This window comes from Pseudomonas imrae, from assembly GCF_046352735.2.
Taxonomy (GTDB): Bacteria; Pseudomonadota; Gammaproteobacteria; order Pseudomonadales; family Pseudomonadaceae; genus Aquipseudomonas; species Aquipseudomonas imrae.
Genome location: NZ_CP110853.2, coordinates 1,149,020 through 1,164,614, shown reverse-complemented (window position 1 = coordinate 1,164,614; position 15,595 = coordinate 1,149,020). Strand labels below are relative to the sequence as shown.

Here is a 15,595-nt window from a genome sequence, read left to right as displayed (position 1 = left end):
CAGCTAGTGCCCTCCCCGTGCTTGCCGGATAATCAGGCCCTGTTCGCTTAACCGGCCCGACCATGACCGATATGCTTGTCCCCGTTGTCAGCGCCGCCCTGATCAGCAATTTCGTGCTGCGAATGCCGCTGGCCAGCGATCAGTTGCTCAAACGTCAGCGGGTAAATGCCTTGGGGCTGGCGACCCTGTTGCTGATGATTCTCAGCGGCATATTGGGCTATCTGCTCCATCACTATTTACTTCTGCCATTGGCCCTGCCATCACTGCGACTGTTTATGCTGCTGGCAATCACGGCGCTGCTGATCCAGCCGCTGCTGAGTACCCTTTCACGTTGCGCGCCGAGATTGCCATTCGACGGGCTATGGCCGCTACTGCTAGGCAACGCCGGAGTGCTCGGCGCAGTACTGCTGGGTGCTCGGCACGACCATGACCTGGCCTATATGGCTGTCTTGAGCCTGGGAACCGGTCTCGGCTTCTGGCTTGCGCTCAGCCTGTTCAGCGACCTGCGCCACCGCGTCGCCGGCAATGATATCGCGCAGCCCTTCAAAGGCCTGCCGCTGGATCTGATCGGGGCCGGCTTGATGACCGTGGCCTTCTTGGGTTTCAACGCAATGATCAAATCATGAGCCTGATTCAACACATCGACGCTTTGTTACCGCAGACTCAATGCGGCAAATGCGGGCACCCGGGGTGCAAGCCCTATGCGAAGGGGATAGCCCAGGGCGAGGCAATCAACAAATGCCCGCCGGGCGGTCAGGAGACCATAGCCGGGCTCGCACAGTTGCTGAACGTTGCGGTAGTGCCGCTGGATGCCTCGCGGGGCGAAGCACCTGCGCAAATCGCGTTTATCCGTGAAGCCGAGTGCATCGGCTGCACCAAGTGTATCCAGGCTTGTCCGGTGGACGCCATCATCGGCGCAGCCAAGCTGATGCATACGGTAATCGTCGATGAATGCACCGGTTGCGATTTGTGCATTGCACCCTGCCCGGTGGACTGCATTGAAATGCGACCATTGCCACTGGGCATCGCCTTGCCGATTGTCGGCGACCTGACGGCCAGCCCTCAGGAACGCATGGCACGCGCCTCCAAGCGCGACCGCGCCCGACGTCGTTTTGAGCAGCGCAATGCTCGCCTGCAGCGTGAGGAAGCGCTCAGACATGCCGAACGCCTGGCCCGCACCCAACGCGCCGCGCCGGCCGAGCAAGTGAACAACTCTGTGCAGGCCGCGATTGAACGCGTACGCGCGCAAAAAACCGCCGAGCTGGACGCCGCGGTGAAAAAGGCCAAGATCAACCTGGCGATGAGCCGGGCCCAACTCAACAAGTCGCTCAAAGCCTTTGGCCATCCACCAACCTTTGAGCAGCAGTCGCAACTGATCCTCCTGCAGCGACAGTTTGAAGCCGCCGAACAGGCGTTGGCTGTGCTCGAAGCGAATAACTTGCAACGGGTAGATCAACCTCAACACCTGGTGGATGCACATGTCGGCACTTGAGACCGCCAACCGTCAGCAACAGGCGATGAAACGCGTGCTGCTGGCGACGGTTCCCGGTTTTCTGGTGCTCTCGTGGTTTTACGGTTGGGGGGTATTGATCAATCTGATATTGGCTGGCGCTTGCGCATCAGTGGTGGAAGCCTGCGTTTATCGTCTGCGCGGGCGCCGCCTGGGTTGGGCGCCCACCGATATCAGCGGCCTGGTCAGCGCGACGCTGCTGGCCCTAGCCCTACCGCCGTATTGTCCGTGGTGGTTATGCGTGGCCGCCGTCGCCAGTGGGTTATTGCTGGGAAAACACGTATATGGCGCAAACCAGAATCCGTTTAACCCGGCCATGGTCGGCTATGCACTGATGTTAGTGACCTTTCCCCAACAGATGACCCTCTGGCCTGTTTCCCACGGCATGGATCTGTTGGCTGGCCTGCAACAGATAATGGGCGCACAGGGTAGCCCTCCTGATGCCTGGACCCAGGCAACCGCCCTGGACACGTTGCGGATCAATGAAAGCCTGACCGTCGACGAGCTTTTTGCTGAAGACCCGGCCTTCGGCCATATCGCCGGCAAAGGCAGCGAATGGGTCAATCTGGCGTTTCTCGCTGGCGGCGTCTTTCTGCTTCAGCAACGGGTTTTCAGTTGGCACGCTCCGGTCGGCATGCTCGCCAGCCTGTTTACCATCAGCTTGCTGTGCTGGAACGGCTCTGGATCGGATTCCCACGGCGCCCCGCTGTTTCATCTGCTGACTGGCGCAACCATGCTCGGGGCGTTTTTTATAGTCACCGAACCCGTATCCGGGGCCAAAAGCCCGCGGGCGCGTTTGCTGTTTGGTATCGGTGTGGGATTGCTGACGTATTTGATCCGCACATGGGGCAGCTATCCCGACGGCGTAGCATTTGCAGTGTTGTTGATGAACCTGGCGGTGCCTGCACTCGAGCGCCTGGCAGCACCCAAGCCACACGCGGTGAAAGGATGAAGCTCATACGGGAAGTGCTGATCGTGATGACAGTGGCTATCGCCGGCATTGGTCTGACCGTGGCCTTGCAGAAACTGACCGATGAGCCCATCGCCGCGCAACAACGCGACCTGAAAAACCACACCCTGCTGGATTTCATGCCGGCCGATGTCTACGACAATCAGCCGCTGGAACATCCGCTGCTGGAGAGCCCTGTAGCCCTGGGCAACAGTAGCCTGCTCAATGGCTATCTCGCAACCTTGTCAGGGCGGCCAAATGTCGTGATCCTGCATTCACAAACCATGGGCTACAGCGCCAGCATCGAGTTGCTGATCGCCATCGCCAGCAACGGAAAATTATTGGGGGTAAAATCCCTCAAGCAGTCGGAAACGCCGAGCCTGGGAGGCCACATTGCCGAACCTGGAAACCCCTGGCTGGCAGCATTCAAAAGGTTGACGCCAATCAATCCGCAAGATCCAGCCTGGACCTTGAAAAAAGACGGCGGACAATTCGATCAAATAGCTGGCGCCACCCTTACATCACGAGCAGTGCTCAACGCCGTCCACGATGCCCTGCGCTATTTTGATGAACACCATCAGTCGTTGTTGGAGCGGTCCGCTTATGACTAAGTCCTTCAACCTGCCGTATGCGCTGATGCTCCTCCCGGTTTTGAGCGTCAGTGACACATTGGTCAGAGCCTTGGTTTGCTGGATGCTGTGGGTAGTGACTGTGACGATCTACGGGTTGAGCATGAGCCTGGTTCGTCACCGTCTCAGTGGTCTCCGCCCGCTAATGGCAAGCGTGTTGCTGGCAGCGACCTGGGTCAGTTGCGCGCACTTGGCGATGCAGGTCTTGGCGCTGAACGTGTCGGCAGACTTGAATGTCTATCTGATGCTGATCGGCGTGCAATGTGTACTGCTTGAGCAGGAGGGATTTTTCCTGCCTGGCTCGGGCAAGCTGCGGCTTCGTCTGTTTGCCGCATTTGGCCTGCTGATGCTGGTAATGGTCCTGCTGCGCAGCTTGATAAACAGCAACATCACCACACTCGCCCCCGGCGGGTTTATTCTGCTCGCCCTGCTACTCGCCGCGTGGCAGGCATGGCCTCAACCTTCAAAACCACACTGACCGTTTGCAAGGAACCGCTCGCGCCATGAATGCCGCAAAACGCCTGGAAATTTTCCGTCGGTTTCACGAAGACAATCCGGAACCGAAAACCGAACTGGCTTATTCCTCACCGTTTGAGCTGCTGATTGCCGTGATTTTGTCCGCGCAGTCAACAGATGTTGGCGTCAATAAGGCCACCGCCAAGTTGTTTCCCGTGGCCAATACCCCGGCAGCGATCCATGCGCTGGGGGTCGAAGGGTTGTCGCACTACATCAAGACCATCGGCCTATACAACAGCAAGGCGAAAAACGTCATCGAGACCTGCCGCTTGCTGGTAGAACTTCATAACGGCGAGGTCCCACAGACTCGGGAGGCACTTGAAGCCCTTCCTGGTGTAGGACGCAAGACTGCCAACGTAGTGCTCAATACGGCGTTTCGCCAGTTGACCATGGCGGTGGACACTCACATCTTCCGCGTCAGCAACCGCACCGGGCTCGCACCAGGGAAGAATGTGGTGGAGGTGGAAAGACAGCTAATGAAGTTTGTGCCCAAGCCCTATCTTCTCGATTCACACCATTGGTTGATCCTGCACGGGCGTTACGTTTGCCAGGCCCGCAAGCCCCGTTGCGGCAGTTGCCGTATCGAAGACCTGTGCGAATACAAGGAAAAGACGTCCGACGATTGAGGGATCATTGATTTTATTGATCAATCGATTGAAAAAATCTTTTTTACCCCGCCGACGATTGTCGATATAAGGAGCGCCAACGGCAGCCTTAGCCTGGAGTTAACCTTATGAGCACTGGCAAAGAACAACTGGAAGTGGATGTAGAGGATGACTTTGTTGCCACGGACTCTGATGAGGCAACTGAAGCACCTGTTGAGGTGGCCAAGACCAACTTGAGCAAACGTCGCACCATCGACAACCTTCTGGAAGAACGACGCTTGCAAAAACAGCTGGCCGATTACGATTTCGATCTTTGATCAAGCGGGTCGCAATCAGAAGCCTCCACTTGGGAGGCTTTTCCTGTCTCGACGTCGACAGCACCCCAACCTAACACCTACCGTCTATACCAAGCCGTTACGTTGGGCGAGTTCTATCAGGTCCACCAGTGATCGGGCGTTGAGTTTGAGCAGCAAGCGCGTCTTGTAGGTGCTTACGGTTTTGTTGCTCAGGAACATGCCATCGGCAATTTCCTTGTTGGTTTTCCCGCGCGCCAGTTGCTGCAATACCATCATCTCCCGGCCCGAGAGGCGCTCGACCATATCCGCTTCGCTGGCATTGCCTTGCGTGGACCGCACCGAGTTAAGCGCCTGGTTGGGAAAGTAGCTGTAGCCGGACAACACCGCCTTTATCGCACTCAGCAGCTCGGTAAGGTCCTGTTGCTTGCATACGTAGCCCGCAGCCCCCGCCTGCATGCATCGCATGGAGAAGTGGCCCGGCGCCTGTGACGTCAGCACCAGCACTTTGAATGGCTGCACCTGCTTGGTTGAAGATAATCGGCAGATGACCTCCAGACCATCGAGTTTGGGGATTCCAATATCAAGAATGACAATGTCCGGCATGTGCTCTCGAGCAAGTTGCAATGCATCGACACCGTTATCGGTCTCGGCAACAACCTCGTATCCATGACGCTCCATTAGCATACGTACAGCAAGGCGAATGACGGGATGATCATCCACGATCAGCACTTTATTCATGGGCAAGTCCAATTTCGCTGTTCGAATTATTTAGAGTCAGCACAATAGCCTAGTCGTTTCCCTCTTGGCATAGCACTCCCCCCCAAGTAACAGCAAGCAGAGACCCAACCCACAGAGCTACAGGAATTAACCTACAAAAAAACGCCTGGAAGGACGTGTGATATTCCATTCGGCCTTTCAGAACTTTCCGCAACCAAACATATCTTGAGTAAAAAAACATATCCAAGAGCGGATAATATAAACATACCCCACAAAGGCATCAACAAATGCCTCTTGCAGGCTTTGAATCTGCCGGTATCGGTTTGCAAAAATGCTCTTCAAAAAAGTTCCCCGGGAAAAACCACGCCTTACAGCGATTGCCGCCCAGAACAGAAAACTTATTACCTACAGAAAAAACAGAAATCTCTTACGTGTCGTAACTTCCATAAGTTTATACAGTCGTTGCCCAGCTCAAAAAAACCGAGAGCTTCGAATCCATATTAAACAAATATAAACAAACCACCCTCCTACGAAATAAAAAAAATGGCTCCTCTATTGAGGAGCCATTTCTGAAATTACTCAACCATTTCAGAACAACTTGCGACCTTTGTTGGCCGCAATGCGCATGCGCAACGCGTTGAGCTTGATGAAGCCGGCAGCATCCGCTTGATTGTAAGCACCGCCATCTTCTTCAAAGGTGGCAATGTTGGCGTCGAACAGAGAGTCATCGGACTTACGGCCGGTAACGATCACATTACCCTTGTACAGTTTCAGGCGAACCACACCATTCACATTGACCTGGGAAGCATCGATCATCTGTTGCAACATAAGACGCTCAGGGCTCCACCAGTAGCCGGTGTATATCAGGCTAGCGTACTTGGGCATCAGTTCGTCTTTGAGGTGAGCGACTTCACGATCCAGAGTAATGGACTCGATGGCGCGGTGGGCGCGAAGCATGATTGTCCCGCCCGGGGTCTCGTAGCAGCCACGGGACTTCATGCCCACGTAACGGTTCTCGACGATATCCAGACGGCCGATACCGTGCTCGCCACCGATACGGTTCAGGGTCGCCAGTACGGTGGCCGGGGTCATTTCGACGCCGTCCAGCGCGACGATGTCGCCGTTGCGGTAGGTCAACTCCAGATATTGCGGCTTGTCGGGAGCGTTCTCCGGAGAGACGGTCCACTTCCACATGTCTTCTTCGTGCTCGGTCCAGGTGTCTTCCAGCACGCCGCCTTCATAAGAGATGTGCAGCAGGTTGGCATCCATCGAGTACGGGGACTTCTTCTTGCCATGACGCTCGATAGGGATCGCATGCTTTTCAGCGTAATCCATCAGCTTTTCACGGGACAGCAGGTCCCATTCACGCCAAGGCGCAATCACTTTCACGCCTGGCTTCAAGGCATAGGCGCCCAGTTCGAAACGGACTTGGTCGTTGCCCTTGCCGGTAGCGCCATGGGAAATGGCATCAGCGCCGGTTTCGTTGGCGATTTCGATCAGGCGCTTGGCGATCAGAGGACGTGCGATGGAGGTACCCAGCAGGTACTCGCCTTCGTAGACAGTGTTGGCGCGAAACATCGGGAAAACGAAATCGCGGACGAACTCTTCGCGCAGGTCGTCAATGTAGATCTCTTTCACGCCCATGGCTTGCGCCTTGGCACGTGCAGGTTCGACCTCTTCGCCCTGACCCAGGTCAGCGGTGAAGGTCACCACTTCACAGTTATAAGTATCCTGCAGCCACTTGAGGATCACCGAAGTGTCCAGGCCGCCGGAATACGCGAGAACGACCTTGTTTACGTCGGCCATGCCATCACTCCACGGGTTTTACGGAAAGGCGTCGATTCTACCGATCAAAACCGTGAAATTACAGGGGCGCGACAGCAAATGAAGATAAAGCGACAGATTATGTCGGGCGGGCGACGAATGACCGCCCCTCAGGACGTGGCGGTCGCGTTGGCCGGGGCAGTCACCGGTGGCGCGGCTTTTTCAGGGGCAGGCACTCGATCCAGGTGAATATTGACGCGCCGGTTCTTGGCCCGGTTAGCCATGCTGGTATTGGGCACCAGAGGATAACGCTCGCCATGAAAGCGCAGGACAATCTGCGTCTCCGGAATACCGTGGGCCTTCAGAAAGTCCATCACCGCCAGGCCCCGACGCCGCGACAGGTCGCGATTGGTCAGGCGATTACCGGTGTTGTCCGAGTGACCGTCAAGCTCGATATGGTTCACAGTGGGGTCGGCTTTGATGAACTCCAGCATCACCATCAGCCTGGCTTTGGCGGCCGGGTCCAGATCGATGCCGCCGCCTGGGAAACCGACCTGACTCTGCTTGATTTGCTCGAAGTTCATCGGCAGCAGTTTTGCCGTACACAGTTGATAGTCGTTATAGGCCTTGCTGAACTTCACGGGCAACAGGCGGATCTCGGCATAACCACCGTCCCGCGAATAGTGGCGCACCGTTGGGCTACGGCCATCCAACAGGCCATTGAACAAGCGCCCGGCCTGGGCCTGGGAGCTGTTGAACAACACATCGCCGCTGCCCGCGCGCACCGCACCAAGATTGATATCGCCCCGCCCCGGCTGCCAGGGCGCCGCCGCCGCCAGTAATGTCGCAGAGCCAACGCCCAGCGAGCCACTGTAGGCTTTCAGGCGAAATGTCGCCTGCTCACCGGCCCGGCGCACAAACTCACCAGAACCAAAGTCGGCAATGGGCTGGCTCAAGCGGCATTCGAATTTATCGCCTTCCACCTTCCACTCGATATTCTCCAGGCGCGTCTGGAAAGTCAGGGCCATGGCTGGCAGGCTGGCGAATACGCCGAGCAGGGCTAGATAATGCTGGCGCACGGGCGGCTCCACTGGTTTCTACAACACATCAAGGCGTCATATATCGTTAAGACATACCCAAGGATATCGGTTGCATCCCGCAAAACTTGATAGCGAGTGCCTGCAAGTGTCTTTTCCGGTAGCATTCCCACCAGATTGACCCGCCTGGAATCCCCAATGTCCGACCGCCTGACCCTGCTGCGTCCCGACGACTGGCATATTCATCTTCGCGATGGTGCTGCGTTACCCCAAACCGTAGCCGATGTAGCGCGCACGTTTGGCCGCGCCATCATCATGCCCAACCTGGTACCGCCGGTGCGAAATGCCGCCGAAGCCGACGCCTACCGCCAGCGCATTCTCGCTGCACGGCCGGCCGGTAGCCGCTTCGAGCCATTGATGGTGCTGTACCTCACCGACCGCACCCAACCCCAAGAAATCCGCGAGGCCCATGCCAGCGGTTTTGTCCACGCCGCCAAGCTCTACCCGGCCGGCGCGACCACCAACTCCGACTCCGGCGTGACCAGTATCGACAAGATCCTGCCAGCCATCGAAGCCATGGCCGAAGTCGGCATGCCACTGTTGATCCACGGTGAAGTCACCCGCGGCGATGTCGATGTATTCGACCGCGAAAAAATCTTCATCGACGAGCACATGCGCCGTGTGGTCGAACTGTTCCCGACATTGAAAGTGGTGTTTGAACACATCACCACGTCTGAGGCCGTGCAGTTCGTCACCGAAGCATCGGCCAACGTCGGCGCGACCATCACCGCCCATCACTTGCTGTACAACCGCAACCATATGCTGGTGGGCGGGATTCGACCGCACTTCTACTGCCTGCCGATCCTCAAGCGCAATACTCACCAGGTTGCCTTGCTGGATGCCGCTACCAGCGGCAACCCGAAGTTCTTCCTCGGTACCGACTCAGCGCCCCATGCCCAGCATGCCAAGGAAGCCGCTTGTGGTTGTGCCGGTTGCTACACCGCTTATGCAGCGATCGAGCTGTATGCCGAAGCGTTCGAGCAACGTAACGCCCTGGACAAGCTTGAAGGGTTCGCCAGCCTCAATGGCCCGCGCTTCTACGGCCTGCCGGCGAATACCGACCGTATTACCCTGGTCCGTGAAGACTGGACTGCCCCTACCAGCCTGCCATTTGGCGAGCTGACCGTTATCCCGCTGCGCGCCGGTGAAACACTGCGCTGGCGCCTGCTGGAGGAACACGCGTGAGTGAAGACCATTTCGACGACGAACACGAAGGTCATGGCGGCTCCCGCCATCCGATGGCTGAGCGCTTTCGTGGCTACCTGCCAGTGGTCATTGACGTAGAAACCGGCGGTTTCAACTGCGCCACCGATGCTTTGCTGGAAATCGCTGCCACAACCATCGGCATGGATGAACAGGGCTTCGTGTATCCGGAACACACCCATTTCTTCCGCGTCGAGCCCTTTGAAGGCGCCAACATCGAAGCGGCAGCCCTTGAGTTCACCGGGATCAAACTCGACCACCCACTGCGCATGGCTGTCAGTGAGGAAGTGGCACTGACCGACATCTTCCGTGGCGTGCGCAAAGCCTTGAAAGCCAACGGCTGCAAACGCGCAATCCTGGTAGGCCACAACAGTAGCTTCGACCTGGGCTTCCTGAACGCTGCTGTGGCGCGACTGGACATGAAACGCAACCCGTTTCATCCCTTCTCCAGCTTCGACACGGCAACCCTGGCCGGCTTGGCATACGGCCAGACCGTACTGGCGAAAGCCTGCCAGGCTGCCGGTATCGATTTCGACGGTCGCGAAGCCCACTCGGCGCGCTATGACACCGAAAAGACCGCCGATCTGTTCTGTGGCATCGTCAACCGCTGGAAACAGATGGGTGGCTGGGAAGACTTCAACGACTGAGGTTGAATCACGCCCATAAAAAACCGGCCCTCTCGGGCTAATGCCAGTCAGTTAAGCTGACTGGCATTTTTATTTCTGCTCGAATACTTCCGTGATTTGAGGCGGATGGCGCGAGGATATGAACCACTGTACTGGACGCCACCAATGGGCGTTGCCCCGGCAGCGACTGACCACATCCCATGCCGACATACGCCGAAAGAACGCCATGGAGATCACGCACCAGAGCATCATTTCCAGCGGCAAAAGCCGCTTGCGCAGGTCGCCACACCGGCCTGCTCAAGGGATTGCTCGACCAAAGATGGCTCGAGCAAGGAATCCAGTCCCTCGACTGAGTTGGGGGTGGAGACAATGTTGTGGGTCAGCTCCGGTGCTCAAGCGAGACGCATAAAAAAATCCGGTGCCAATACCGGCATCGGATTTTGATTTCTTGCGACCAAAGGTCAAGCAAGAGAACTTAACTGATCGGCACTACCCTTTGGGATGCTTTTTTATGCCTGGGATTTGCTCGCACGGCGACTCCACCAACAACACAAATCAAATGTGGGAACGGGCTTGCTCACGATAGCGGTGTATCAGCCAACATTTTCGTCAACTGACCCAGCGCTATCGCGAGCAAGCCCGCTCCCACAATTTCAGCCCTTGGATTATTGCTCGTTCTGACCGAGGATCAAGCGACCTTCCTTATCCACTGGAATCTGGCCGCCCGGATCACGATCCATGCGCACCGACCCTTCCTTGCCATCGAGGTTGTAACGCACGTCATAGCCAACAACCTTGTCGCTGATGTCATTGACGGTATTACAGCGAGTCTGAGTGGTGGTGTAGGTATCACGGTTCTGCATACCTTCCTGAACCTTGTTACCGGCATAACCCCCACCTACTGCGCCAGCTACGGTGGCAATCTTCTTGCCCGTACCGCCACCAATCTGGTTTCCCAGCAAGCCACCCGCCAAGGCGCCAACCACGGTACCGGCGATTTGATGTTGATCCTGCACCGGCCGCTGCCGGGTCACGGTGACGTCCTTGCAGACCTCACGCGGGGTTTTGATCTGGGTCTTGACCGGCTGCACTGCCAGTACTTGCGCATACTCAGGGCCGCTTTTTACCAGGCTGTAGGTGGCAACAGCACCCCCGGCAGTCACACCGACAGCACCCAATACCGCACCAACCAGTAACGACTTGTTCACATGAACCTCCTGACCATCACAAACGGACTGAAACGTCCGTGCTATACCTAGCCTTGGAGCAGAAAAAAAGGCGCGAGTTCAATACTCGCGCCTTCTTTGTAACAGCAGATCAACAAACGCCATCAAGGACGATCGTCAATCTCCTTGTCTGTAACGACCGGAGGAATCAAGTCTTCGCTACTGAGATCCAACCAGATCAACACCACGTTTGCGATGTAGATCGACGAGTAAGTACCCGCCAGCACACCGATAAACAGCGCCAGAGAGAAGCCCCACAGGTTGTCGCCACCGAAAATCATCAGCGCGCCGATCGCCAGCAAAGTCGAGACTGACGTCGCCATGGTCCGCAGCAGGGTCTGGGTCGTGGAGATGTTGATGTTCTCGATCAACGTCGCCTTACGCAGGATCCGGAAGTTCTCGCGAACCCGGTCGAACACCACAATGGTGTCGTTGAGGGAGTAACCAATGATTGCCAGTACCGCCGCCAATACAGTGAGGTCGAAGGTAATCTGGAAATACGCCAGGATACCTACGGTCACGATCACGTCGTGGATCAGCGAGACGATAGCGCCCACCCCGAACTTCCACTGAAAGCGGAAAGCCAGGTAGAGCATGATGCCGCCCAGCGCCATCAGCATGCCGAGGCCGCCCTGGTCGCGCAGCTCTTCACCCACCTGCGGGCCCACGAACTCGACGCGCTTGACCGACGCCGGATTGTCGCCACCCACCTTCTGCAAGGCTTCAGCAACCTGGTGCCCCAGTTGTGGATCTTCGCCCGGCATGCGCACCAGCAGGTCGGTAGTCGCACCAAAGCTTTGCACCACAGCTTCGTTGTAGCCCGCCTTGACCAGCTCGTTGCGCACCTGGCCAACGTCAGCCGGCTTCTCGTAGGTCAGCTCGATGAGCGTACCGCCGGTAAAGTCCAGACCGTAGTTCAAACCCTTATGGAACCAGCTGAACAACGCCAGAACGGTAAGGAGCACAGTGACGCCGAACGCAATGTTGCGAACGCCCATGAAGTTGATTGTACGTAACATGGCAGCCCCTTAAATCCACAACTTCTTGAAGTCACGCCCGCCAAAGATCAGGTTGACCATTGAACGGGTCACCATGATGGCCGTGAACATCGAGGTAAAGATACCCAGGGACATGGTCACCGCAAAGCCTTTGACCGGGCCGGTGCCCATGGCAAAGAGAATCCCACCGACCAGCAACGTGGTCAGGTTGGAGTCGAGAATCGCGGTAAATGCCCGGCCGAAGCCTTCGTTGATTGCCCGTTGCACGCTCATGCCCGCCGCGATCTCTTCACGGATCCGCGAGAAGATCAGCACGTTGGCGTCCACTGCCATACCCATGGTGAGTACGATACCGGCGATACCTGGCAGGGTCAGCGTAGCCCCCAGCAGCGACATCAGCGCCAGCAGCAGCACCATGTTCACACCCAGCGCCACCGTGGCGATCACGCCGAAGAAGCGGTAGATCGCGATGATGAACAGCGACACGAACAGCATGCCCCACAGGGAAGCATCGACACCCTTGGTGATGTTGTCTGCACCCAGGCTCGGGCCGATCGTGCGCTCTTCGACGAAGTACATCGGCGCCGCCAGGCCACCGGCTCGCAGCAGCAGCGCCAGCTCGGACGATTCACCCTGGCCATTGAGGCCAGTGATACGGAACTGAGCACCCAGCGGCGACTGGATGGTCGCCAGGCTGATGATCTTCTTCTCTTCCTTGAAGGTCTGTACCGGTACGTCTTTCTCGACACCGTTGACCATTTGCTTGGTGTAGGTGGTTACCGGACGCTGCTCGATGAAGATCACCGCCATGCTGCGGCCGACGTTGCTGCGCGTTGCGCGGCTCATCAACTCGCCACCATGACCATCCAGGCGGATGTTCACTTCCGGTGTACCTTGCTCGCCAAAACCAGCCTTGGCGTCAGTCACCTGGTCGCCAGTGATGATCAGGCCACGCTCGATCTGCGCCGCAGGACGATTGCCTTCACGGAACTCGAACGTTTCGGAGGTCGCCTTGGAAGCACCCGGCTCAGCCTCTAGGCGGAACTCGAGGTTGGCAGTCTTGCCGAGGATCCGCTTGGCTTCAGCGGTGTCCTGCACACCCGGCAGCTCAACCACGATGCGGTTGGCACCCTGGCGCTGAACCAAAGGCTCGGCCACCCCCAGCTCGTTGACGCGGTTACGCACCGTGGTCAAGTTCTGCTTGATGGAGTATTCGCGGATTTCCGCCAGCTTGGCCGGGGTCATCGCCAGACGCAGCACCGGCTGGCCATTGAGGTCAGCGGCAACAATGTCGAAATCGTTGAAGCTCTTGCGAACCAGCGCACGCGCCTGTTCACGGACCGCTTCGTCAGCAAAGCCCAGCTGGATGGCACCGTTGAGCTGCGGCAGGCTGCGATAACGCAGGCGCTCCTTGCGCAACAGGCTCTTCACGTCGCCTTCGTAGACTTTCATGCGCGCGTCGAGGGCCTTGTCCATATCCACTTCCAGCAGGAAGTGCACACCACCGGACAAGTCCAGGCCCAGCTTCATCGGATGCGCGCCAATGCTGCGCAGCCACTGCGGGGTGGTCTGTGCCAGGTTCAGCGCGACGACATAGTCATCCCCCATGATCTTGCGCACGACATCTTTGGCAGGCAGTTGGTCTTCTTGCTTGGTCAGGCGCAGCAAGCCGCCTTTCGCATCAGCTGCCAACGTTGCCGCCTTGACCTGGATGCCCGCCTCGACCAGCGCTTTGCTGGTGCGGTCCAGATCGGCCTGGGTGACCTGCAGCGCAGTGCTGGCGCCAGTGATCTGGATCGCCGGGTCATCAGGATAGAGATTGGGAGCGGAATAAATAAAACCAATCGCCAGCACCGCCAGGATCAGTACGTATTTCCACAGAGGGTATTTGTTCAGCATCACGCCGCCCGCTTATGACGCGGGGCGCCTTGCGCGCCCCGTCAATTGGTAAAGGTTGGAACTTAGATCGCTTTGAGCGTGCCTTTTGGCAGCGTGGCGGCGATGGCGCCTTTCTGGAACTTCATTTCAACGGTGTCGGAGACTTCCAGAACCACGAAAGCGTCGGAAACCTTGGTGATCTTGCCAGCGATACCGCCGGTGGTAACCACTTCGTCACCTTTTTGCAGGCTACCCAGCAGGTTTTTCTGCTCTTTGGCGCGCTTGGCCTGTGGACGCCAGATCATCAGATAGAAGATGACCAGGAAACCGACCAGGAAAATCCACTCGAAACCACCGCCCATCGGGCCGGCAGCGGCAGGTGCAGCGGCGTCAGCCATAGCGTTAGAGATAAAAAAGCTCATTTAGCACTCCAGTTGCAAATAGTGAATCTTAGGGTCGGAAAACTCAGTCCAAGGGCGGCACAGGCAGCCCGCGCTTGGCATAGAAGGCATCGACGAAGGCGGCCAATGTACCCTGTTGAATAGCCTCGCGCAAACCAGCCATCAGGACTTGGTAGTGACGCAAATTATGGATGGTATTCAACATGCTACCCAGCATTTCCCCACACTTGTCCAGATGATGCAGATAAGCACGGGAGAAGTTCTGGCAGGTATAGCAATCACAGGTGGGATCCAGCGGCGAATCATCATGGCGATGGAACGCGTTACGGATCTTCAGCACGCCTGTATCAATGAACAGATGCCCATTGCGAGCATTGCGGGTTGGCATCACGCAATCGAACATGTCCACACCGCGGCGCACACCCTCTACGAGATCTTCCGGTTTGCCAACGCCCATAAGGTAACGAGGTTTGTCAGAAGGCATCAGGCCAGGCAGGTAATCCAGCACCTTGATCATCTCGTGCTTGGGCTCGCCTACCGACAAACCGCCGATGGCCAGGCCGTCGAAGCCGATCTTGTCGAGGCCTTCCAGGGAGCGCTTGCGCAAGCTTTCGTGCATGCCGCCCTGGACGATACCGAACAGCGCCGCAGTGTTGTCACCATGGGCATTCTTCGAACGCTGGGCCCAGCGCAACGACAACTCCATCGACACCCGCGCCACGTCTTCATCGGCGGGGTATGGCGTGCATTCGTCGAAAATCATCACGATGTCGGAGCCAAGGTCACGCTGGACCTGCATCGACTCCTCGGGCCCCATGAATACCTTGGAACCGTCCACCGGCGAGGCGAAGGTCACGCCCTCCTCCTTGATCTTGCGCATGGCGCCCAGGCTGAACACCTGGAAACCACCGGAGTCAGTGAGAATCGGGCCTTGCCACTTCATGAAATCATGCAGGTCGCCGTGTTTCTTGATCACTTCCGTGCCCGGGCGCAGCCACAGGTGGAAGGTATTGCCCAGGATGATTTCGGCACCGGTGGCGACGATATCTCGTGGCAGCATGCCTTTTACCGTGCCGTAGGTACCCACCGGCATGAACGCCGGGGTCTCCACGGTACCGCGCGGGAAAGTCAGACGACCGCGACGGGCCTTGCCATCGGTGGCCAACAATTCAAACGACAT

General features: G+C 57.4%; 18 protein-coding genes. 9 read left to right on the top strand and 9 right to left on the bottom strand.

The window, feature by feature from the left end:
- Nucleotides 1-62: 62 nt before the first annotated feature.
- From OQ460_RS05230 to OQ460_RS05200, 7 genes are all read left to right on the top strand, one after another.
- The gene (locus OQ460_RS05230; RefSeq protein WP_410020816.1) at nucleotides 63-626 is read left to right on the top strand and encodes an Rnf-Nqr domain containing protein; all 564 of its coding nucleotides are present in this window, start codon (nucleotides 63-65) and stop codon (nucleotides 624-626) included.
- Complete coding sequence (gene rsxB / locus OQ460_RS05225; protein WP_410020815.1) at nucleotides 623-1,492, top strand: electron transport complex subunit RsxB; 870 nt, start codon at nucleotides 623-625, stop codon at nucleotides 1,490-1,492. The genes OQ460_RS05230 and rsxB overlap by 4 nt, the downstream gene beginning before the upstream one ends.
- A complete protein-coding gene (locus OQ460_RS05220) occupies nucleotides 1,479-2,462 on the top strand; it encodes an RnfABCDGE type electron transport complex subunit D (RefSeq protein ID WP_410020814.1) in 984 nt (327 codons plus the stop codon). The genes rsxB and OQ460_RS05220 overlap by 14 nt, the downstream gene beginning before the upstream one ends.
- Nucleotides 2,459-3,070, top strand: a complete 612-nt coding sequence (locus OQ460_RS05215; RefSeq protein WP_410020813.1) for an RnfABCDGE type electron transport complex subunit G — start codon at nucleotides 2,459-2,461, stop codon at nucleotides 3,068-3,070. The genes OQ460_RS05220 and OQ460_RS05215 overlap by 4 nt, the downstream gene beginning before the upstream one ends.
- Nucleotides 3,063-3,566 (top strand): Rnf-Nqr domain containing protein, encoded by a 504-nt coding sequence (locus tag OQ460_RS05210; RefSeq protein ID WP_410020812.1) that lies wholly within the window; start codon nucleotides 3,063-3,065, stop codon nucleotides 3,564-3,566. Before OQ460_RS05215 ends, OQ460_RS05210 begins: the two co-directional genes overlap by 8 nt.
- 25 nt (nucleotides 3,567-3,591) lie before the next feature.
- Nucleotides 3,592-4,230 (top strand): endonuclease III, encoded by a 639-nt coding sequence (gene nth, locus OQ460_RS05205; RefSeq protein ID WP_410020811.1) that lies wholly within the window; start codon nucleotides 3,592-3,594, stop codon nucleotides 4,228-4,230.
- Between the two features lie 107 nt (nucleotides 4,231-4,337).
- Complete coding sequence (locus tag OQ460_RS05200) at nucleotides 4,338-4,526, top strand: PA3496 family putative envelope integrity protein (protein ID WP_410020810.1); 189 nt, start codon at nucleotides 4,338-4,340, stop codon at nucleotides 4,524-4,526.
- Between the two features lie 84 nt (nucleotides 4,527-4,610).
- On the opposite strand, the gene OQ460_RS05195 is transcribed toward OQ460_RS05200, so the two are convergent.
- The 3 genes from OQ460_RS05195 to OQ460_RS05185 all read right to left on the bottom strand — a co-directional run bounded on the left by OQ460_RS05195 (nucleotide 4,611) and on the right by OQ460_RS05185 (nucleotide 8,065).
- Nucleotides 4,611-5,243 (bottom strand): response regulator transcription factor, encoded by a 633-nt coding sequence (locus tag OQ460_RS05195; protein ID WP_084381370.1) that lies wholly within the window; start codon nucleotides 5,241-5,243, stop codon nucleotides 4,611-4,613.
- A gap of 567 nt (nucleotides 5,244-5,810) precedes the next feature.
- The gene (locus OQ460_RS05190; protein WP_410020809.1) at nucleotides 5,811-7,028 is read right to left on the bottom strand and encodes an argininosuccinate synthase; all 1,218 of its coding nucleotides are present in this window, start codon (nucleotides 7,026-7,028) and stop codon (nucleotides 5,811-5,813) included.
- 128 nt (nucleotides 7,029-7,156) lie between these two features.
- Nucleotides 7,157-8,065 carry a flagellar protein MotY gene (locus tag OQ460_RS05185; RefSeq protein ID WP_410020808.1) on the bottom strand — a complete coding sequence of 303 codons (909 nt, stop codon included), beginning with the start codon at nucleotides 8,063-8,065 and terminating at the stop codon, nucleotides 7,157-7,159.
- Nucleotides 8,066-8,221: 156 nt separating this feature from the next.
- Here OQ460_RS05185 and pyrC point away from each other — a divergent pair, with 156 nt between their 5' ends.
- A complete protein-coding gene (gene pyrC, locus OQ460_RS05180; RefSeq protein ID WP_410020807.1) occupies nucleotides 8,222-9,268 on the top strand; it encodes a dihydroorotase in 1,047 nt (348 codons plus the stop codon).
- Nucleotides 9,265-9,933 (top strand): ribonuclease T, encoded by a 669-nt coding sequence (gene rnt / locus OQ460_RS05175; RefSeq protein WP_410020806.1) that lies wholly within the window; start codon nucleotides 9,265-9,267, stop codon nucleotides 9,931-9,933. Before pyrC ends, rnt begins: the two co-directional genes overlap by 4 nt.
- A 69-nt stretch (nucleotides 9,934-10,002) precedes the next feature.
- Here the strand turns inward: rnt and OQ460_RS05170 are convergent, their stop codons facing one another.
- From OQ460_RS05170 to tgt, 6 genes are all read right to left on the bottom strand, one after another.
- Nucleotides 10,003-10,140, bottom strand: coding sequence for a hypothetical protein (locus tag OQ460_RS05170; RefSeq protein ID WP_410020805.1), 138 nt, complete (start codon nucleotides 10,138-10,140; stop codon nucleotides 10,003-10,005).
- A 437-nt stretch (nucleotides 10,141-10,577) separates the two neighbouring features.
- Nucleotides 10,578-11,120 carry a glycine zipper 2TM domain-containing protein gene (locus OQ460_RS05165; protein ID WP_410020804.1) on the bottom strand — a complete coding sequence of 181 codons (543 nt, stop codon included), beginning with the start codon at nucleotides 11,118-11,120 and terminating at the stop codon, nucleotides 10,578-10,580.
- Nucleotides 11,121-11,242: 122 nt separating this feature from the next.
- A complete protein-coding gene (secF, locus tag OQ460_RS05160) occupies nucleotides 11,243-12,157 on the bottom strand; it encodes a protein translocase subunit SecF (RefSeq protein ID WP_410020803.1) in 915 nt (304 codons plus the stop codon).
- Nucleotides 12,158-12,166: 9 nt separating this feature from the next.
- Nucleotides 12,167-14,035: a protein translocase subunit SecD gene (gene secD, locus OQ460_RS05155; RefSeq protein WP_410020802.1), complete on the bottom strand. Its 1,869-nt coding sequence runs from the start codon at nucleotides 14,033-14,035 to the stop codon at nucleotides 12,167-12,169.
- A 62-nt stretch (nucleotides 14,036-14,097) separates the two neighbouring features.
- Nucleotides 14,098-14,436: a preprotein translocase subunit YajC gene (gene yajC / locus OQ460_RS05150; RefSeq protein WP_003175975.1), complete on the bottom strand. Its 339-nt coding sequence runs from the start codon at nucleotides 14,434-14,436 to the stop codon at nucleotides 14,098-14,100.
- Nucleotides 14,437-14,479: 43 nt separating this feature from the next.
- Nucleotides 14,480-15,595, bottom strand: coding sequence for a tRNA guanosine(34) transglycosylase Tgt (gene tgt, locus OQ460_RS05145; RefSeq protein WP_410021930.1), 1,116 nt, complete (start codon nucleotides 15,593-15,595; stop codon nucleotides 14,480-14,482).